Annotated in this window: 13 protein-coding genes; 3 read left to right on the top strand and 10 right to left on the bottom strand. The window is 72.9% G+C overall.

The features are described 5' to 3' along the window. Nucleotides 1-3 precede the first annotated feature (3 nt). The 6 genes from SL103_RS14570 to SL103_RS14545 all read right to left on the bottom strand — a co-directional run bounded on the left by SL103_RS14570 (nt 4) and on the right by SL103_RS14545 (nt 8,189). Entirely contained in the window at nt 4-1,071 is a 1,068-nt protein-coding gene (locus SL103_RS14570; RefSeq protein ID WP_208869869.1) for an ABC transporter substrate-binding protein, read from the bottom strand. 171 nt (nt 1,072-1,242) lie between these two features. Further along, the gene (locus tag SL103_RS14565) at nt 1,243-1,701 is read right to left on the bottom strand and encodes a cyclic nucleotide-binding domain-containing protein (protein ID WP_069573718.1); all 459 of its coding nucleotides are present in this window, start codon (nt 1,699-1,701) and stop codon (nt 1,243-1,245) included. A gap of 83 nt (nt 1,702-1,784) precedes the next feature. Further along, a complete protein-coding gene (locus tag SL103_RS14560; protein WP_069573716.1) occupies nt 1,785-4,673 on the bottom strand; it encodes an NHLP bacteriocin export ABC transporter permease/ATPase subunit in 2,889 nt (962 codons plus the stop codon). Between the two features lie 10 nt (nt 4,674-4,683). Further along, entirely contained in the window at nt 4,684-6,972 is a 2,289-nt protein-coding gene (locus SL103_RS14555; RefSeq protein WP_069569283.1) for an NHLP family bacteriocin export ABC transporter peptidase/permease/ATPase subunit, read from the bottom strand. After that, on the bottom strand, nt 6,969-7,775 hold the full coding sequence (locus tag SL103_RS14550) for an HlyD family efflux transporter periplasmic adaptor subunit (protein WP_069569281.1): 807 nt from the start codon (nt 7,773-7,775) through the stop codon (nt 6,969-6,971). Before SL103_RS14550 ends, SL103_RS14555 begins: the two co-directional genes overlap by 4 nt. A gap of 201 nt (nt 7,776-7,976) precedes the next feature. Next, nucleotides 7,977-8,189, bottom strand: a complete 213-nt coding sequence (locus SL103_RS14545) for a hypothetical protein (protein ID WP_033270189.1) — start codon at nt 8,187-8,189, stop codon at nt 7,977-7,979. A 761-nt stretch (nt 8,190-8,950) separates the two neighbouring features. Between SL103_RS14545 and SL103_RS14540 the strand changes: the two genes are divergently transcribed. Next, nucleotides 8,951-9,982 (top strand): PHP domain-containing protein, encoded by a 1,032-nt coding sequence (locus tag SL103_RS14540; RefSeq protein WP_099055417.1) that lies wholly within the window; start codon nt 8,951-8,953, stop codon nt 9,980-9,982. Nucleotides 9,983-9,994: 12 nt separating this feature from the next. Here SL103_RS14540 and SL103_RS14535 read toward each other — a convergent pair whose 3' ends face one another. The 4 genes from SL103_RS14535 to tdh all read right to left on the bottom strand — a co-directional run bounded on the left by SL103_RS14535 (nt 9,995) and on the right by tdh (nt 14,674). Then, complete coding sequence (locus SL103_RS14535) at nt 9,995-11,347, bottom strand: chloride channel protein (protein ID WP_069569277.1); 1,353 nt, start codon at nt 11,345-11,347, stop codon at nt 9,995-9,997. Nucleotides 11,348-11,441: 94 nt separating this feature from the next. Next, entirely contained in the window at nt 11,442-12,350 is a 909-nt protein-coding gene (locus SL103_RS14530; RefSeq protein ID WP_069569275.1) for a LysR family transcriptional regulator, read from the bottom strand. Between the two features lie 35 nt (nt 12,351-12,385). Further along, nucleotides 12,386-13,609, bottom strand: a complete 1,224-nt coding sequence (locus tag SL103_RS14525; RefSeq protein WP_069569273.1) for a glycine C-acetyltransferase — start codon at nt 13,607-13,609, stop codon at nt 12,386-12,388. Nucleotides 13,610-13,645: 36 nt separating this feature from the next. Beyond that, nucleotides 13,646-14,674, bottom strand: a complete 1,029-nt coding sequence (gene tdh, locus SL103_RS14520) for an L-threonine 3-dehydrogenase (RefSeq protein ID WP_069569271.1) — start codon at nt 14,672-14,674, stop codon at nt 13,646-13,648. A gap of 357 nt (nt 14,675-15,031) precedes the next feature. Between tdh and SL103_RS14515 the strand changes: the two genes are divergently transcribed. Beyond that, nucleotides 15,032-16,579, top strand: a complete 1,548-nt coding sequence (locus tag SL103_RS14515; protein WP_069569269.1) for a S1 family peptidase — start codon at nt 15,032-15,034, stop codon at nt 16,577-16,579. 169 nt (nt 16,580-16,748) lie between these two features. Then, nucleotides 16,749-19,541, top strand: a complete 2,793-nt coding sequence (locus tag SL103_RS14510; RefSeq protein WP_069569267.1) for a hypothetical protein — start codon at nt 16,749-16,751, stop codon at nt 19,539-19,541. The last annotated feature ends 32 nt before the right edge of the window (nt 19,542-19,573 follow it).

Here is a 19,573-nt window from a genome sequence, read left to right as displayed (position 1 = left end):
CCACTAGCGGCCCGCCTTGAACCGCGTCGGGTGGAGGGTGTGCGCGATCTGCTCGACGGTCTCCGCGTTGCGGACCCCGGCGATCGTCGTACGCTCCGAGCCGATCCGCAGGAACCGGCCCTTGCGCACGGCCGTCAGCCCCTTCGTGGCGGGAAAGCTCTTGAGGAAGGCCGCGGCCCGGTCGTACGCGGCGTCGTCGGCGGCGGCGTCGCCCCGGTTGCGTACCGCGAGCTGGATCCAGTCCGGATCCTTCGCGACCACGTCCTCCCAGGAGACCGCCGTGAAGTCCCCGTCGCAGCCGTCGAAGACGTTGCGCGCCCCGGCCAGGGTGATCACGGCGTTGGCGAGCTGCTTGCGGCAGACGGCCATCGGCTGCTTGGTACCGGCGTCGTAGTCGAAGAAGAAGTACGTGGGCCGCTCGTCGGCCGCGAGCCCGCCGACCGCCTCGTGCACCGCGGCGAGCTTCGCGCGCATGCCCGCCACCAGGGCGTCCGCGCGGTCGGCGGTCCCGGTCACCGCGCCCAGCCGCTTGATGTCGCCCTCCACGGCCGACAGGTCGCGCTGCGGCTTGCCGTTCGTACGGGCGCAGGCGGTGGACGCCAGGTAGAGGTGCTTGATCCCGGCCGCGCGGAACTCCTCGGGGGTCGGCGCGTCGCCCGCGCCGCCCATGGCGCCCATCGACGCGAAGGTGTCGATGTAGAGGTCGGCGCCCGAGGCGAGCAGTTTCTCCTTGGGGATGACGTGCTTGCCGAGCACCGGCACCTTGCGGGCCCGCTCGCCCAGTTCCCCGGGCAGGGCGCCCTTGCCGGGCGGGAATCCGGTGCCGATGACCCGGTCGCCCGCGCCGAGCCGGAGCAGCATCTCCAGGGCGGCGGCGTTGCTGGTGACGATCTTGCGGGGCGGGGCCGCGAAGGTGGTCGTGGTGCCCTGGCAGTCGGCGATCCGCACCGGGAATCCGGAGCCGCGCCCGGAGCCCGGGTCGTCGCCGGGGCCGCTGTCGCGTGCGCCGCCGCAGGCGGTCGCGGCCAGTGCCACCACCACCGCAAGACCGCACAACTTCCCAGGACGCATGGTGCCTCTCCCTACGCATCACCGGCCGGTCACCCGGCCCGTTCACCGGCCCACTGGTGGGCCGGCGGGCCGCGGGCGCGACCCGGCACAGGTAGTCGGCCGGGCCCGGGCGGCGGTTCCGGGGCGGCGCGTCCTTTTCCGCCCGCGGGATGCGGGGCGGGGGTGCGGGCTTCAGTCGTCGGGCTCGACGCCCTGCGGGCCGTAGAGGTCGAGCAGCCGGGTGCGGGTGCCGTGCAGCCGGTCGGCGACCGTCTCGGCCACGTAGCGGTACATGGCCCGGCCGAGCACCGCATCGGAGTCGCACAGCGCGCGGACGGACGCGGCGTCGAACTCCACCGCCTCGACCGGGCCGACGGTCTGCGCGCCCAGGTGCCACAGGTAGGGCGGGAACAGCCAGGACCAGCCGAGGAGTTCGTCGCGGCCGAGGGTCTCCACCACCAGTGCCCGCCGCCCGGGGACGTGCTGGTCGAGCGCGACCTGGCCGCTGCGGATGATCCAGAACCGGTCGGCCCGCCGGCCCTCCTCGAAGAGGCGGGTGGCCCGCGGCAGCGACACCTCGCGGGCGAGGTCGGTCAGCTGCCGGCGCCGGTCGGGTGGCACCGCCTCGAAGAGATCTCTCGCTGTGGCCATCTCATCCTCCGTCCGCTGGCTGCTGTGCAACATATGCGGTGTTCCACGGGGACGGTGGGACCGGCTCGGCCGGGCGGGCCGGGTCAGGTCATCTGGCGTCGCACCAGGTCGTGCAGTCGGCCGCCGGGGTCGGCGAGCAGCTCGGCCGGTGCGCCCTGTTCGACGATCCGGCCGTCCTGCATGACGATCACCCGGTCGGCGTCCATGACCGTGGACAGCCGGTGGGCGATCACCAGCCGGCTGGCGCTGAGCCGGCGGGTGCTGTCGATGACGATGCGCTGGGTCTCGTTGTCCAGGGCGCTGGTGGCCTCGTCGAAGAAGAGGATCCGGGGACGGCGGACCAGCGCCTGAGCGATCATCAGGCGCTGCCGCTGGCCGCCGGAGATCGCCCCACCACCGGAGATCATGGTGTGCAGCCCCATCGGCATCCGCTTGATGTCCTCGGCCAGGCCCGCCATCTCGGCGGCCGCCCACGCCTCCTCCTGGGTGAAGGCTTCGGCGCCGCAGATGCAGTCCAGGATGGAGCCGGTCATCGGCTGGGCGTTCTGCAGGACGACGCCGCACTGGCGGCGCACCGCGGCCTGGTCGAGCGCGGCGAGGTCCTGGCCGTCGTAGAGGACGCTGCCCGACGCCGGCTTGTCGAAGCCGATGAGGAGCCGCAGCAGGGTGGACTTGCCGCAGCCGCTCGGGCCCACCACGGCGACGAACTCGCCGGGCCGGACCTGGAAGGAGACGTCGTCGAGGACGAGGGGGCCGTCGTCGGTGTAGCGGAAGGAGAGCTTCTTGGCCTCGATGCCGCCGGAGAGGGCACCGGGCTGGGCGCTGGCGCCGCGTACCTCGGGTGCCTCGTCCAGCACCGGCTTGATCTCCTCGAACATCGGCACCGCGGCGGCGGCCGCGACGCAGGCGCCGGTGATCTGGGTGACCGAGGTCAGCAGCATGGTCACCGCGGTGTTGAAGGTGAGGAAGGAACCGGCGGACATGGTGCCGCGGGCCGGCCCGGCCAGCAGCATGAACATGGTGAGCGAGCAGAGCGGCAGATAGACCGCGTTGAGGACGGTGGTCAGGTTCTTGATCCGGCCGGCCTTCTGCTGGAGTTCCCGGGAACGCGCGAACTCCCGCGCCCAGGCCGCGTAGGCGAAGCTCTCGGCGGCGGCGACCCGCAGCTTGGGCAGCCCGCGCAGGGTCTGGAACGCCTGGTTGTTGAGCTTGTTGCCGAGCTTGATCAGCCGTCGCTGCCAGCGCAGCTCCCACAGCCCCATGGCGAGGAAGACCGCGCCGATGACCAGCAGCATGGCGAGCGCGGCGAGCGCCAGCGGCACGCTGTAGACGAGCAGCAGGACGAGGTTCATCGCGCCGATCGTGGTGGACTGCACGGCCACCGGTCCGATGCCGGACAGCACCCGCCGGATCGCGCTGATGCCCATCGCGGCACTGGCCAGCTCGCCGGTGGAGCGCTCGGTGAAGAACTTCGTCGGCAGCCGCAGCAGCCGGTCCCAGACGGCCGGCTGGAGCGCGCTCTCGATGCGGCCCTCCATCCGCAGCACGGTGAGGTTCTGGAGCAGCATGAAGGCGGCCGAGACGATGCTGGTGACGATGACGGCCAGGGACACCTGGACGATCAGGCTCCGCTCGGCGGCCGGTACGTACACACCGAGCACCTTGCCGGTCGCGATCGGGACGAGCGCGCCGAGGCCGACCGCCACCAGGCCGCTGAGCGTCAGGTTGCGGACGTCCGTCCGGCTGCCGCGCAGACTGAAGCGCATCAGCCGCCACATGTTCATCGGCCGCTCCGGCAGCGGGCGGTAGAACATCACCGCGCGCGGCTCGAACTCGTCGGCGTTGTCCTTGCCGACGCGGATTCGCAGCCCGGACGCGGGGTTGACGGCCTCGTAGCGGCCGCGGCGCCACAGCAGCGCTACGGGGGCACCGGACTTGGCGCGGTGGCCCACCAGCGGGCCGGCGTCCGTCCGCCACCAGGAGCCGGTGAGTCGGACCGCGCGGGTGCGGATCCGCGAGCTGACCGCGATCCGCTCCACGGGGCTGACGCGCTCGTTGACGGTGCCGCCCCGCGGAGGTGCGGTGAGCGTGATCCCGGCCGCCTCGGCGACCGCCCGGCAGACCTCGAAGGTGGTGTCGTCGCCGGCCCGGTTGGTGGCGTCGCCGCCCCGCCCGGACCGGTCCTGGCGGCCGATGGAGGCCAGCAGGGCCTGGTCGGCACGCTCGCGGACCGCCTCGCCGGCCTTGATGCCGGCCGCCGCGCGGTCCTCGTGGGCACGCTCCAGGTGCTCGATCCAGCCGTCGACGGCGGACAGCAGCCGGTACTGCTGGTTGACCATCCGCTGCCACAGCTCGGGGTCGACCAGCAGATCGGCGGCCGCTTCCGCGCTGTACGAGGCGCCGTACTGCACGCTGCCGGGCGGGACGGGCATCCACAGCACGTCGTCGTCGGCGACCGCCTCGTCACCGGGCCGGCCGTCCAGCGGCGCCTCGAACAGCACACCCAGGCTGCGGGCGGTGCCCAGGGCGAAGGCGTGCTCCAGCGCGGAGGGCTGCTCGGCCTGGGTGGAGTACAGCGGGTAGGAGCCGGTGTCCCCGTACTCCCCGTACTCGCCGTAGGCGCCGTAGTCGTGGCGGGGCAGCTCGCGCAGCGGGATCCGGCGCAGCCCGCAGTCCTGCGAGGGGCGGCCGAGCAGGGTGTGCTGGGGGCCGTCGACCGGGCCCAGCAGCAGGGTGCCGGCTTCCAGCCGGCCGAGGAAGTGCCAGTGGCCCTCGGCGGCGGCGTCGACCGCGAAGAGGTCGAGCGCGCCCCCGGTGACGAGCCAGAGGACGTGCGGTCCCTCCAGGGCGACGCTGCGCAGGCCGGCGCACTGGACGGGCGTGCCGAGGCCGCCCAGGGCCTGCGTCACCGCGTCGGTCCCGCCGGGCCCCGCGGCGGGGACCGGTGAGGGGGACGAGGGGGACGACGACATGGCTGCCACGTCAGTGCTCCTTGACCAGGTCGGCGTACGTGCCCCCGGCGGCGACCAGGTCCTCGTGCCGGCCTCGTTCGACGACCACGCCGTGGTCGAGGACCACGATCTCGTCGCTGTCGCGGACGGTGCTCAGCCGGTGGGCGATGACGACGCAGGCACAGCCGCGCCGCCGCAGGTTGTCCATGATGATCTGTTCGGTCTGGGCGTCCAGGGCGCTGGTGACCTCGTCGAGGACCAGGATGCTGGGGCGCCGGACCAGGGCGCGGGCGATCTCCAAGCGCTGCCGCTGCCCGCCGGAGAAGTTGCGGCCGTCCTGCTCGACGCGGCTGTGGATGCCGTCGGGGCGCCGGGATATGACGTCGTCGTAGAGCGCGGCGTCCCTCAGGGCGGCGATGACCGCGTCGTCGGGGATCGAGGGGTCCCACAGCGCCACGTTGTCGCGGACGGTGCCCTCGAAGAGGAAGACGTCCTGGTCGACGAAGGACACCGAGGCGGCGAGCGCGCTGCGGGAGAGGTCCTCCAGGCGCCGGCCGTCGATGCGGATGGTGCCTTCCCAGGGGCTGTAGAGCCCGGATATCAACCGCGAGACGGTGGACTTGCCGCTGCCGGAGCCGCCGACGAGGGCCACCTGCCGGCCGGGGCCGACGGTCAGCGAGAAGCCGCTGAGCAACGGTTTGTCCAGGGGGCTGTAGCCGAAGGTGATGTCCTCCAGCGTCACGTGGCCCTTGAGCCGGCGGGTGTCGGCGTCCGAGCCGGGGCGCGCGTAGAGGCTGTCGGCGGGGAAGGACTCGACGTCCTTGAGGCGCGCCACATCGGCGGCGAAGTCCTGGATCCGGCCGGCGACGCCGTTGAGCCGGGTCAGCGGCGCGGTGAAGCGGGTCACCAGTGCCTGGAAGGCGACCAGCAGACCGATGGAGATGTGGCCCTCGACCGCCCGCATACCGCCGATCCACAGGATCAGCGCGCTGTTGAGGGTGGCGAGGGTGGGGGCGACCACGGCCAGCCAGGCACTCGGGACGCCGAGCCGCTGCTGTACCTCCAGCGTGGTGGCGTGCTGGCCGGCCCAGCGGCGGAAGTAGCCGTTCTCCCCGCCGGTGGCCTTCATCGTCTCGATGAGCTGGAGGCCGGTGTAGGCGGTGTTGGTCAGCCGGGCGCTGTCCGCCCGCAGCTTCGCCGTGTGGGTGGCGCGCAGCCGCACCACGATCCGCATCGCGACGATGTTCAGCAGCGCGATGCCCACACCGATGACGGTCAGTTGGGGGTCGTAGCTCCACAGCAGGAAGGCGTAGAGGACGACGACGATGCCGTCGACGCCCGCGGCGGCCAGGTCGCGGGCCAGGGTTTCGGCGACCGCGTCGTTGGACTGCAGCCGCTGCACGAGGTCGGCCGGGCTGCGCTGGGCGAAGAAGGTGACCGGGAGTCTGAGCAGGTGGCGCAGGAAGCGGGCGCTGGTCAGGGTGGAGGAGATGATCCGGCCGCGCAGCAGATTGGCCTGTTGCAGCCCGGTCAGTACGGCGGTCAGCGCGACCATCGCGGCCATCGAGGCGAAGAGCGGCCCCAGCAGCGACGTCTGGTTGCCGATCAGGAACATGTCGATGTACGTACGGCTCAGCGCGGGCACCGCGGCGCCGACCGCGACCAGCAGCAGGCTGGCGAGCAGGGCGGCGAGCAGGGTGCCGGTGGTGCCGCGCATCCGGGCGGGCACCGCGCTCAGCACGCCGGGCTTGCGGCCGCCCTTGCGGAAGCTCTCGGAGGGCTCGAAGACCAGCGCGACACCGGTGAAGCTGGTGTCGAAGTCCTCCGTCGGGACGAAGCGGCGGCCCTTGTCGGGGTCGTTGATGTACACGCCGCGGCGGCCGAAGCGGCGGCCCGTGCCGTCGTAGACGACGTAGTGGTTGAACTCCCAGAAGAGGATGGCGGGGGCCTGCACCTCGGCGAGCGCGGCCGGTTCCATCTGCATGCCCTTGGCCTGGAGCCCGTAACTGCGGGCGGCCTTGAGCAGGTTGCTGGCGCGCGAGCCGTCGCGGGAGACGCCGCAGGCGATCCGCAGCTCCTCCAGCGGCACATGGCGCCCGTAGTGGGCGAGGACCATGGCCAGCGAGGCGGCGCCGCACTCCACCGCCTCCATCTGGAGGACGGTGGGGGTGCGGACGGTCCTGGCCTTCTTGGCCTTGGGGGCGGGCGGCGCGGCGCGGCGGGTGCGGCGGGCGCCGGGCGCGGGCTCGGGGCGGTGGCGGCCGCGGCCCGGCGGCGGCAGCTGCGCCTGCGGGGCCGCGGAGTCGTTCGGTGCGGTCACGGCAGCAGCCAATCGATCGGGTGCTGCGCGGCCAGGTGGACGGCGCCGCTGGCCAGCGTCATGGAGTCGACCGCGTAGGGCGGGCCGCCGGAGGTCGACCAGGCGTAGCCGGACCTGTTCCGCGGCGCCGGGTCGAGCTGTACCAGGACCGCGACGGGCGGTCCGGACTTGGAGAACTGCTCACCGAGCTGGCTGCTGCCCAGGTAGGCGCCGATCCGCTGGCGGGTCTGGGCGGTGCGGCCGACGGCCTTCACCCGCCCGCGCAGCACGCCGTACTGCTGACTGGGCACGGACTGCACGGTGAGGTCGACCGAGCCGCCCACGGGGACGTTGGCACCGCTGTCGGCGGGGACGTACAGCGTCGCGGTCAGCGGGTCGTCGCGGTGCGCGACGCGCTCGACGGAGGCGACGTCCGCGCCGGTCGTGACGACGGAGCCGATGGTGGCGACCATGGTGGTCAGCCGGCCGGCGGCGAGGCTGCGCACGACGGTGGTGCCCCGGTCGGTCCGGACCCTGAGCAGCGGGGTGTTGGCGGCCACCCGCCGGCCCTCCTGGGCGAGGACGGCGGTGACCTGGCCCGCGACGGGGCTCTGCAGGACGTAGCTGCCCTGGCCGTGGGTGAGGATGCCGGGGGCGTTGAGCGTGGAGGAGACGGTGCCGGTCACCGCCCAGAAGGAGGCACCGATCAGCACGGCGACCGTGATGATCAGTACGAGCCAGCCCTGGGGGCGGGCGAAGCGCACCGGAAGATCCAACTCCTCCGGTGACTGCAGCTTGGAAAGGGCCTGTTGACGGAACTGCACGACACTCTTCCCTCAACTGCAACGATCTGTCAGGACACCACGGACGGGGCGGCGCGCCCCGGGCACCGCGGTGCAGCCGAGCGTACGGGGGTCCGTCCGCGGCACGGCAGCCGGGTGCCCCGGAACCCGGCGAAGGCCAGGCGGTTCCGGGGCAGCCGGCCGGCATGTCGGCAAGGAGGGGCCGCCGACGTGCCGTGGGTCTCAGAGACCGGCGACGAGGCCCGTGACCTGGCCGGTGTTGACGCCGGTCAGACCCTCGACGGTGCCGGTGACGGTGCCCAGGGTGCCGCCGACGTTGAGGCCCGTGGCGCCGTCAACGGTGGAGGTGGCGGTGCCGGCCAGGTTGCCGACGAGGCCACCGGCCACGTTGTCGAGCTCGCTGTCGGCGATTTCCTGGGTCTGAATCTCGCGCATGGTGTTTCCTTTCGGATGCATATCTCAAATAGCTGCGACCGAGTCGCCCGGCAGGGCGGTCCGGCCGCGGCAGCGGTCGCCGGGGCCTCAAAATCGAGAACCTCAGTGCGACTTCCGCGGTGCGAAGGATCAAAGCATGCAGGCCCGTTGCCCTGCTAATCGGACAACCGCCGATCCGGGTGTCATCGCACCATTGAATTACGTGTCGTGCACGCACATCCATGAATCAGTGGCAGCTTCTTCACAACTCCTTCGGTTTCACTTCCGCAGAAGCACTCCGACTGCGTTCGGCGAACTGGACATTCCCGCACCAATCCAATGAGGCGCAGGTCAGCAGGGGGAAGCCACTCCGACAACCGTGCCCTGACTGCGCATTCGATGTGGAGATTTTTTGAAGGCCGTCAATTTTTACGGCACCGGTTCACCCGTCGGCCGGGAGGTCGGCACACGCGCCTCCCGGCACCCTTCGCCGAATGTTGCGTGAGCTTTGCGGGAGTTTTAACCGCGCCCGATTCACCCGAAGTTACCGGGACGGTATTGCCCACCTTGCGCACCTTGCAGGGAATGATCAGCACTAACCGTACGCCTTTCCGAAGCAACCGGATCGACCGACCCGAGAACGGACATAACCGCATAACGGCACGGCTTCCGACTCGGCTGAAATGGGCGATTTACCGCCGGTACCACCCCCGGTGGCAGCCGGCCCCCGGGTGGGGCACCGTGAAGGGGACCTGGGCCGGCGCACCGGGAAGGAGCCGCACGTGGAGCCCGTCGAGGCGCTGGAGCGGATCGCCTTCCTGCTGGAGCGGCAGGGGGCGGAGACCTATCGCGTACAGGCGTTCCGTACGGCCGCCGCGGCGATCCGGGCGCTGTCCGACGACGAGCTGCGCGGGCGCGCCGAGGACGGCACGCTCAGCCGCCTCAAGGGGCTCGGCCCCAAAACCACCCGGGTGGTCGAAGAGGCGTTCGCGGGAGTGCGCCCGGTGTATCTGGCGCGCCTGGAGGACGAGGCGGGCGGGCCGCTGCTGGACGGAGAACAGGGGCAGCGGCTGCGGCGGGCGCTGCGCGGGGACTGCCACACGCACTCGGACTGGTCGGACGGCGGCAGCCCGGTCGAGGAGATGGCCCGGACCGCCCGCGACCTCGGCCACGCCTGGTGTGTGCTGACCGACCACTCCCCCCGCCTCACCGTCGCCCGCGGGCTGTCCGCCGAGCGGCTGCGGGAGCAGCTGGCGCTGGTCGCCGAGGTGAACGAAGCGCTGGCGCCGTTCCGGCTGTTGACCGGGATCGAGTGCGACATCCTCGACGACGGCACGCTCGACCAGGAGCCGGAACTGCTGGACCGGCTGGACGTGGTGGTGGCCTCGGTGCACTCCAAACTGCGGATGGACAGGGGCCCGATGACGCGGCGGATGCTCGCCGCGGTGCGCAACCCGCTGGTGGACGTGCTCGGGCACTGCACCGGGCGGCTGCTCACCCGCAAACCGCGCCCCGAGTCGCAGTTCGACGCCGACGAGGTGTTCGCGGCCTGCGCGGAGCACCGCACCGCGGTGGAGATCAACTGCCGCCCGGAGCGCCTGGACCCCCCGCGCCGGCTGCTGCGCCGTGCCCTGGACGCGGGCTGCCTGTTCTCCATCGACACCGACGCCCATGCACCGGGGCAACTGGACTGGCAGCTCTACGGCTGCGCCCGCGCCGAGGAGTGCGGCGTCCCGGCGGAGCGGGTCATCAACACCTGGACGGAGCGCCAGTTGGCCACCTGGACCCGTACGGGCCGCACCCCGCACGGCTGAACCCGGAAGGGGTCAGCCGGCGGACGGCGCGGGGGCGGCCGGGGCCGGCGCCGGGGTGAGCCGCAGCGCGGCGACGTGCGCCACCACCACGGCGACGATGACCAGCGGCATGACGGTCAGTCCGTTGCTGCCCATCAGCAGCGTGGCCAGCAGCACCGAGGTCATCGGCAGCCGGAGCATCGCCACCCCCAGCGCGCCGACGCCCATCGCGAAGGCCGCGGTGAGCGACAGTCCGGGCAGGTGGGACAGGGCGACCCCGCCGGCCGCGCCGAGGAACAGCGCCGGGAAGATCGGGCCGCCCCGGAAGGCGCTGAGCGACGCACAGTAGGCCAGTCCCTTGCACACCAGGAGGAGCAGCAGCGCCCCCACCGAGTAGCCGGTGCTGTCCTGGAACAGCGACCCGAGCGCCGACTGTCCCGAGTAGAGCATCTCGGTCGCGGGTTTGCCGGTGGCCAGCGCGAACCCGGCCGCCAGCGCCCCGACCACCAGGCCCATCGCCGTCGTCATCGGCACCCGGTGCCGCCCGACCCGCTCCTTCAGCAGCAGCGAGAGCCGCCGTACGCCGCCCGCGAAGCAGGCCGCGGCCAGTCCGATGACCAGCGCCCAACCGAACTCCGTGACGGTCGGCTGGGCGGCGCCGGGGACGTCGTGCAGCGCGAGCGAGTACGTACCGAGCCCGGTCCAGTTCCCCAGCCCGGTGAAGATCAGCGCGCCCACGCCGGACGCGAGCAGGCCGGGCAGCAGCAGCGCGCCCAGCAGCGGACCGACCGGCGCCGCCACCTCCATCAGCAGGAACGCGCCCAGCAGCGGGGAGCCGAGCAGCGCGCTGACCGCCGCGAAGCTGCCGGCGGCGCCCACCACGGCGACGCTCCGCTCCGACAGGCCCCGGCCCACCAGCCGTACGGCGCCCGCGGCCAGCCCGCCGCCGAGGGCGATCAGCGGCGCCTCCGGCCCGAGGACCACCCCGAAGCTGAGGGAGACCAGGGCCGCGAGCACGATGCCGGGGAGCGCGGTGATTCCGGGTGCGCCGCCGAGCGCCAGCCCGTCGGCCGGCTCGTGGCCGCCGTGGCCCGGCAGGTGGCGGACCGTCAGCCCGACCAGCAGCCCGGCCACCACCAGCATCGGCACCGGCCACCACCACGGCGTCCCGGCGAAGCCCAGCGCCCGCGGCAGCGCTTCCACGATCAGCGGTTCCAGTGCGTGCACCAGCGCCAGAAAGCCGAACGCGGCGGCGCAGACCGGGACCCCGATCACCGCCGCGATCAGCAGCAGCTTCAGATAGCCGCGGGTGCGGGCCGGGGCGTAGGGGTCCTGGGGCACACCGGGCGCTGTCCCGCCGCCCGGGCCGGTGGGGCCGACCGCCATCGTCTCGCCTCCTCGCCGCCGCCACGAGGAGCCTGCCACGGCCGGGCCCGCCCGGCGCGCAGGACGCGGTCCGCGCCACCCGAACGCCGTCGCGTCACCCCTGCGGTGCCGCCGCCTCCCGCAGCGCGGCCAGCACCGGGCGGAACAGCGGGTGGTCCTCGGCCCCGCGGCGTACCGCGGCGAACACCCGGCGGGTGGGCGCGACCCCGTCGACGGGCCGGACCACCACCCCCGTGAGGTCCACGTCGCGCAGCGCCGAGCGCGGCACGAGCGCCACGCCCGCCGCGGCCGAGGCGAGGGCGACGACCGCGCGGAAGTCGTCGGAGGTGTGCTCCAGCCGGGGCTGGAAGCCGGCGTTCTCGCAGGCCAGGACGACCACGTCATGGCAGGGGTTGCCGGGGTAGGGGCCGATCCAGGGGTCGTCGGCGAGCGCGGCGACCGCTACCCGGGGCGCCTCGGCGAGCCGGTGGCCGGTGGGCAGCACCGCGTCGAACGGCTCCGCGTAGAGCGGGACGCGGGTCAGCCGGGGGTCGTCCGCGCGCGGGGCGCCGCGGTACTCGACGGCCACCGCCACATCGACCTGCCGGTCGAGGACCATCCGCAGGCTGGCGTCGCCCTCGGCGTCCTGGACGTGGACCCGGATGCCGGGCGCGGAGCGGGCGAGCGCGGTGAGCGCGGGGGCGACGACCAGGCCGATGCCGGTGGCGAAGGCCGCGACGGTGACCGTGCCGGCCTCGCCCGAGCCGTACGCGGCGAGCTCGGACTCGGCGCGTTCCAGCTGGGCGAGGACGGCGTTGGCGTGGGTGAGCAGGATGTCGCCCGCGGCGGTCAGCCGCACGCCGCGGGCGCTCCGGTCGACGAGGCGGTGCCCGGTCTCCTGCTCCAGCGCCGCCAGCTGCTGGGAGACCGCCGACGGCGTGAGGTAGAGCGCGGCGGCCGCGGCGGTGACCGTGCGGTGGTCGGCCACCGCACGGAGGATGTGCAGCCGGCGTGCTTCGATCATGTGGCTATTTTCTCAGGCCGGCCGCGCTGGTCGGGTCACCCCGCGGCGGCGGCCCCCGCCTCGGCCGCCATGGCGGTCCGCGCGGCCACGAAGGCGTCCACCGCGCGGTTGACGTCCTCGGTGGAGTGTGCGGCCGACAGCTGGACGCGGATCCGCGCCTGGCCCTGCGGGACGACCGGGTAGGAGAAGCCGATGACGTACACGCCGCGCTCCAGGAGCAGCTCCGCCATGCGGGCCGCCTCGGCCGCGTCGCCGATCATGACGGGCGCGATGGCGTGGTCGCCCGGGAGGACGTCGAAGCCCTCCGCGGTCATCCGGGAGCGGAACAGCGCGGTGTTGGCGTGCAGCCGCTCGCGCAGCTCACCGGCCGACTCCAGCAGGTCGAGGACCTTCAGCGAGGCGGCGGCGATCACCGGGGCGAGCGAGTTGGAGAAGAGGTACGGACGCGAGCGCTGGCGCAGCAGGGCGACGATCTCCGCGCGGGCCGCGACATAGCCGCCGGAGGCGCCGCCGAGGGCCTTGCCGAGGGTGCCGGTGACGATGTCGACGCGGTCCATGACGCCGTGCAGCTCGGGGGTGCCGCGGCCGCCGGGGCCGACGAAGCCGACCGCGTGCGAGTCGTCGACCATCACCATGGCGCCGTGGCGGTCGGCCAGATCGCAGATCTCGTCCAGGGGCGCCAGGTAGCCGTCCATCGAGAAGACGCCGTCGGTGACGATCAGCGTGCGGCCGGCGCCCCCTTCGGCGGCCTCCTTCAACTGGCGTTCCAGGTCGGCCATGTCGCGGTTGGCGTAGCGGAAGCGGCGGGCCTTGGACAGCCGGATGCCGTCGATGATGGAGGCGTGGTTGAGGGCGTCGGAGATCACCGCGTCGTCCGGGCCGAGCAGGGTCTCGAAGACGCCGCCGTTGGCGTCGAAGCAGGAGGAGTACAGGATGGTGTCCTCCTGGCCGAGGAACCCGGAGATCCGCTGCTCCAGCTCCTTGTGGACCTCCTGGGTGCCGCAGATGAAGCGGACCGAGGCGAGGCCGTAGCCCCAGCGGTCGAGCGCCTCGTGGGCGGCGGCGACGACCTCGGGGTGGTCGGCGAGGCCGAGGTAGTTGTTGGCGCAGAAGTTGAGGACCTCGCCGGGGTTGCCCCCGGCGGTGACCGCGACGGTGGCGGACTGCGGGGTGCCGATGACGCGCTCGGGCTTGTGCAGTCCGGCGGCGCGGATCTCGTCGAGGGTGGTGCGCAGTTCGTCGCGTACGGAGTCGAACATCGGAAATTCTCCAGGAGTCGGGGCGGACGGGCCGGGTCAGGCGGTCCAGTCGAGGATGATCTTGCCGCTGCGTCCGCTGGCGGCGTCGTCGAAGGCGGCGTCGAAGTCCCGGTAGGAGTACCGGCCGGTGATCACGGGCGCGAGGTCGAGACCGCCTTCGAGCAGGACGGACATCGCGTACCAGGTCTCGAACATCTCCCGGCCGTAGATGCCCTTGATCGTGATCATGGAGGTGACGATCCGGGCCCAGTCGACGGGGAATTCCTGCGCGGGCAGACCGAGCATGGCGATCCGGCCGCCGTTGGTCATGTTGGCGATCATGTCGCGCATCGCCTCGGGCCGGCCGGACATCTCCAGGCCGATGTCGAAGCCCTCGCGCAGACCCAGTTCGCGCTGGCCGTCGGCGATGGTCGCGTCCGCGACGTTGAGCGCGAGGCTCACGCCGACCTTGCGGGCCAGGTCCAGGCGGTCCTCGCTGACATCGGTGATCACGACGTTGCGGGCGCCGGCGTGCCGGGCGACCGCCGCCGCCATGATGCCGATCGGTCCGGCGCCGGTGATCAGGACGTCCTCGCCGACCAGCGGGAACGACAGCGCGGTGTGCACGGCGTTGCCGAACGGGTCGAAGATCGCGGCGATGTCGAGGTCGACGGGGACGCGGTGCACCCACACATTGGCGGCGGGCAGCGCCACGTACTCGGCGAAGGCGCCGTCCCGGCCGACGCCGAGGCCGACGGTGGCGCGGCACAGATGACGGCGCCCGGCGAGGCAGTTGCGGCACTTTCCGCAGACGAGGTGGCCCTCGCCGCTGACCAGATCGCCGGCCTTGACCTCGGTCACGTCGCGGCCGGTCTCCACCACCTCGCCGACGAATTCGTGGCCGAGGGTCAGCGGGGTGCGCACGGCCTGCTGGGCCCAGCCGTCCCAGGCGCGAATGTGCAGATCCGTGCCGCAGATGCCGGTGCGGAGCACCTTGATCAGTACATCGCCCGGGCCGACGGACGGCTCCGGCACGTCCGTGAGCCGGAGTCCCGGCTCCGCCTTCTGCTTGACCAGTGCCTTCACCGCGTCGGCTCCCGTACGTAAAAGTGACCTGCCGGGGGCGCATACCGGCCACCCGATCTTCGTCAGGAAATCTTCCGTACCCCGGCCGCCAGGTCCATCGAGGTTTTCTTAAATGCGGTCACAGCTGACCTTTACGCCCGTCTCGTGTGCGGGCGGGAGCGGGCGGGCCGGGAGTGTAGGACGTCGCAGCCGCGAACGACGGAATTCATCACAGCTTGAGTGGCCCTGAGACCGGGGCGGGCGGCGCTACGTAGGACTGGATGCAACCTCACACGGGTGCTGACGCGACGCACCGCGGCCTCCCGTGTGCATCGTTCCTGTGCGTCCCTGGAGGTCAGTGAATTGAGCCACCGACATGTGAACAAGCGGACGGGCGCCATCGCCGGCGCGGCCGCGGCCGCCATCGCGGGCGCGGCGATCCTGCTCCCCAACGCCAACGCGAGCACGGACCGGCCCGCGGCCCTGCGGACCTTCAGCGCCCCTGCGGCCACCCAGGTGGCGACGGCTCTCAAGGCCGATCTCGGCGACCAGGCCGCCGGCTGGTACCTGGACGGTGCGAACGGCCACCTGGTCATGAACGTCCTTTCCGAGGACGGCGCGTCGAGCGTGCGGGCCAAGGGCGCGGTCGCCAAGGTCGTGCACAACAGCTTGACCGCGCTCAAGGCCGGTGCCCGGACACTGCGGAACGACGCCTCGGTGCCCGGCACGGCGTGGTCGATCGATCCGAAGACCAACAAGATCGTGGTGCTGGCCGACAAGACGGTCACCGGCGCCAAGATGGCCACCCTCAGCAAGGTGACCGACCGGATGGGCAACGGCATGGTGACCGTCAAGCGGTCCCGTGGCGAGTTCAAGCGGTTCGACGGCGACGCGATGGGGGGCGCGGCCAACGGCGACGCCGGTGGCAACGCGAACGGAAACGCCAACGGGAATGCCAACGGCAACGCCAACGGTGCGGCGGACTCCAACGGCGGAGCCGGCGGAAGCGCGGCGAACAGCGGCGGCCAGGGCGGCGGGGACCAGGGCGGCGGCCAGGGGGGCGGTGCGGCGGCCGGGCCGGTCGGCGGCAGTGCCATCTTCGGCGGCAACGCCCGCTGCTCCCTCGGTTTCAACGTGACGGTCAAGGGCGCGCCCGCCTTCCTGACGGCGGGCCACTGCGGCAACGACTCCAAGACCTGGTCGGCGGACCAGGGCGGCGGGCAGCCGCTGGGGACGGTGGCCGACTCCAAGTTCCCGAAGACCGACTTCGCGCTGGTCACCTACGACGACCCGGGGGCGCAGCCGCAGAGCGCGGTCGACCTCGGCAACGGCAGCACCCAGGCGATCAGCAAGGCCGCGGAGGCCGCGGTCGGCATGAAGGTGCAGCGGTCGGGTTCCACCACCGGTGTGCACGACGGCACCGTCACCGGCCTGGACGCCACGGTGAACTACGGCAACGGCGACATCGTCAACGGCCTGATACAGACGGACGTCTGCGCGGAGCCCGGCGACAGCGGCGGCTCGATGTTCTCCGGTGACTCGGCCGTCGGTCTGACCTCGGGCGGCAGCGGCGACTGCACCCAGGGCGGCGAGACCTTCTTCCAGCCGGTCACCGACGCCCTGAAGGCCACCGGGGCGGAGATCGGCGCCGGCGGTGGTGGCGGTGGCGGTGGCGCCGCGGCCGGCGGTGACCAGGGCGGTGGCGGCAGCGCCGCCGGCGGCGGGGACCAGGGCGGCGGCGCCGCGGGTGCCGGGGGTGCCGGTGACGCGGGCGCGGGCAGCGCGGGTGCCGGTGACGCGGGCGCGGCGAACGCGGGCGCCGGGGACGCCGGTGCCGGCGACCCGGGCACCCAGGACCCCGGCACGGAGGCTCCGGGCACGGGTGCCCAGGACCCCGGATCGGCGGCCGGCGACTCGCTCAACTGACCGCAGGCAAAAGGAGGTTCGCCCTCCGCACGGTCCCGCCCGTCCCTCTGACGACGGCGGGCGGGACCGGCGGGGAGCAGGGGGCCCCTGAGTGAGGCGGAACCATAGCGACCGCCGACGGAGCGGTGTCAGAATACCGGCCCTACTCCGACCCTTACTCAGGGGCACCATGGCGTCGAACGAACTCGATTCCCCCATCCCCGTCTTCCGCGGAGCCGGGCATCTGCTCCGTCTGACAGCCGATCTGGTGCGCAGGCCCCGGCGTCGCGAGTGTCCCGAACCGGTGCGGCACCGTGGCGTGGCGCAGGGCCGCGAAGGGCTCCCGGTGGTCTGCCTGGTGGCCGGGGACGACCACACCCGGCTCGCCAAAGGGATCAGTTACTTCCTCAGCCACGCCGACCCCCGCCGGGTGCCGCACGTCCTGCACGACGTGCGGTCCGGCCCCGAGCCCGCCGCTCCCCCGGACTCCGTCGAGGCGGTCCGGCACACCCTGGAACGGCTGGCGCAGGGCTTCGCCCTCGGCGTCAACGGCAGCGACGGGCGGGTCCGCTTCCGCCGCTTCGGCCTGGTCAACTGGCTGACGCAGGTCGGCGCGGGCGGCGGGCCCAGCCACCACGGCGACGTCGAGGGCAACGACCACTCGCTGCTCCAGGCCCTGCGCGAGCGGGAGTTCCGGCGCCGGCGGATGTTCGGGCTGCTGCGTTCCCCGGAGACCGAACTCGCGGTGGACGGCAAGGTGCCCTGGTGGGTGTGGCTGTTCGCGGTCCACGTCTTCCCGCTCGCGTGGTTCCGGGTGCGCCGCGGGCTGGGCTGCGCGTACCGCTGGCTGCTCAACCAGCCGTACCTCGCTCCGCGCGACCCGGGCACCTTCACCGGGTTCGCCGAGCGGCTGACCACCCCGCACAACCAGGTCGAAGACCCGGAGCAGCTGCGGAAGTTGATGGTCAACGCGTTCCTGGAGGACCTGCGGGTGGCGTTCCGCCGCCGCTTCTGGCGGCCCCGGACGGCCCGCCGGACCGCGTACTGCGTGGCGCTGCTGGACGGCGTGGGCCCGGACAACTGCGGCTATCCGCTGCTGCGGACGATCATCGACGTCCGCAACGAGACCGGCGCCTTCGACCCGCTGCTGGTCATCGCCTGCGGCGCCGAACCCCCGGCCGAGGGCTCCGAGGTCCGTGAGGACTGGGGGCACAGGTCCCTGTGGGAGCTCACCGACCGGCTGTACGGCGGCTGGCGGGAGACCTTCCTGCACCAGGGCCGGGCCCGTAACCGCGCGCCCTGGTACCTGCCGGTCAGCATTCCGCCGCTGATGCCGCCGTCCCACGAGACCTACGAGCTGACGCGGCGGCTGGAGGTCGCCCAGGACGCCCGGCTGCGGATTCCCGCACCGCCGCTGTGGGCGCGCCGGATGACGTCCGTGGTGGCGGCCTGCGCGGTGACCGTCGCGCTGCTGGGCGGCGCCGGTCTGGTGCTGCGCACCGAGAGCGGCTTCCGGGACGCGCACTGCGGCCTGGGCCGCTTCGACGACGACGCGCAGACCCTGCGTACCGCACCGACCGGCGAGTGCATCGGGGTGGCGCGGTACGGCTTCACCTTCCACTCCCCCGACCCGTCGCTCGACAACACCCTGCAGACCATCTACGCCCAGAACGCCCGCGCCGAGGAGGCCCACAAGGCGTCCCCGGAGCGCCCGTTCGTCACCCTGGTCCACCTCTCCGCGCTGCTCAGCGTCTCGGGGAAGCCGTCCGGCCAGCTCGCCTACGGGCGCGAGGCGCTGCAGGGCGCGGCGAGCGCGCAGTCCCGCCAGCTGCGCAGCACCGGCGCCACCGAACCGATCCTGCGGATCTTCCCCGCCAACGCCGGTTCGGGGATGCGTTTCGGCACCCAGGTGGTGGACATCCTCGACGCGCTCAGGCAGCAGGACCCGTCGATCGTCGGGGTCACCGGGCTCGACCAGAGCCGCGAGGCGACCAACCGGACGATCCGCAAACTGACCGCGGTGGGGCTGCCGATGGTGGCCACGACGCTGTCCGCTGACACCCTGGTGCGGCAGTCGCCCATGTACTTCCAGGTGTCGCCGCAGAACACCCGGGAGGCGGACGTCGCCGCCGCGTACGCCGATCACGTCGTGGCGCGGGACGGGCGGAAACCGGCCCGCCAGGTGCGGATCATCGGCTCGGCCGACCCCACCGACACCTACAGCAGGACCCTCAGCGACGACGTCGCGCGGCGCTTCAAGGCCCGCGGGTTCGCGGTGGAGCGGACCCCGTTCACCCCGCCCCCGCCGCCGGGCCAGGAGCCCTCGTCGGACGCCCCGGGGCCGGGGACGGTCGGCCAGCGCAGCTGCTCCTACCGGGGTGTGGTGTTCTTCGCCGGGCGCGCGGAGGACTTCGAGTCGCTGCTGGGCGGGATCAACGAGTCCTGCAACTCGACGCCGCCGGCGCTCCTCGGCGGTGACGACGTGGCGCGGCTGGCGGCCGACGCGGACCGCCGCGAGCACTACCCCGGGATCCCGTACGACTTCCTGGACTTCACCCTCGGCTCGGCGCGCTGCGACGGCAGCAGCGAGCTGTACGCGGAACTGAGCCGGATCTTCCACGACGAGTGCGCGAAGATCCCCAACTCGTCGCTGGACGGCCATGCGGCGCTCGGCTTCGACGCGGTGAAGCTGTACGTCAACGCGGTCAAGCAACTGCGGGAGGAGGCCGCGCAGATGCCGCTGACGCCGCCCGCGGTGTGGCACGCGATCAGCGGGGTGCACGGCGACGAGGCGCTCGACGGGGCGAGCGGCATCATCAGCTTCGGCGGGGACGTGGACCGCCAGGTCCCGTTGGACAAGCTGCTGTCGGTGCAGCACATCGACGGGACGGGCCACCCGACGCAGGCCGGGTTCTGCGGCCGGGTCGGCGGGCGGACGCAGTCCTCGTGGTGCCCGCCGCTGGAGCCGGAGAAGGGCCGCTGACCGGGCGGTGACGCGCCGCCGGGCCCGGTCCG

The organism is Streptomyces lydicus, assembly GCF_001729485.1.
GTDB lineage: Bacteria > Actinomycetota > Actinomycetes > Streptomycetales > Streptomycetaceae > Streptomyces > Streptomyces lydicus_D.
The sequence above is the reverse complement of the archived record's forward strand: the minus strand, read 5'-3'. Positions and strand labels throughout refer to the sequence as shown.

Bases quoted from the DNA above. Each gene is read 5' to 3' on its own strand.
- SL103_RS14545 (WP_033270189.1), bottom strand. From the start codon at position 8,189: ATGCGCGAGATTCAGACCCAGGAAATCGCCGACAGCGAGCTCGACAAC.
- SL103_RS14570 (WP_208869869.1), bottom strand. From the start codon at position 1,071: ATGCGTCCTGGGAAGTTGTGCGGTCTTGCGGTGGTGGTGGCACTGGCC.
- SL103_RS14565 (WP_069573718.1), bottom strand. From the start codon at position 1,701: ATGGCCACAGCGAGAGATCTCTTCGAGGCGGTGCCACCCGACCGGCGC.
- SL103_RS14510 (WP_069569267.1), top strand. From the start codon at position 16,749: ATGGCGTCGAACGAACTCGATTCCCCCATCCCCGTCTTCCGCGGAGCC.
- SL103_RS14560 (WP_069573716.1), bottom strand. From the start codon at position 4,673: ATGTCGTCGTCCCCCTCGTCCCCCTCACCGGTCCCCGCCGCGGGGCCC.
- SL103_RS14535 (WP_069569277.1), bottom strand. From the start codon at position 11,347: ATGGCGGTCGGCCCCACCGGCCCGGGCGGCGGGACAGCGCCCGGTGTG.
- SL103_RS14525 (WP_069569273.1), bottom strand. From the start codon at position 13,609: ATGTTCGACTCCGTACGCGACGAACTGCGCACCACCCTCGACGAGATC.
- SL103_RS14530 (WP_069569275.1), bottom strand. From the start codon at position 12,350: ATGATCGAAGCACGCCGGCTGCACATCCTCCGTGCGGTGGCCGACCAC.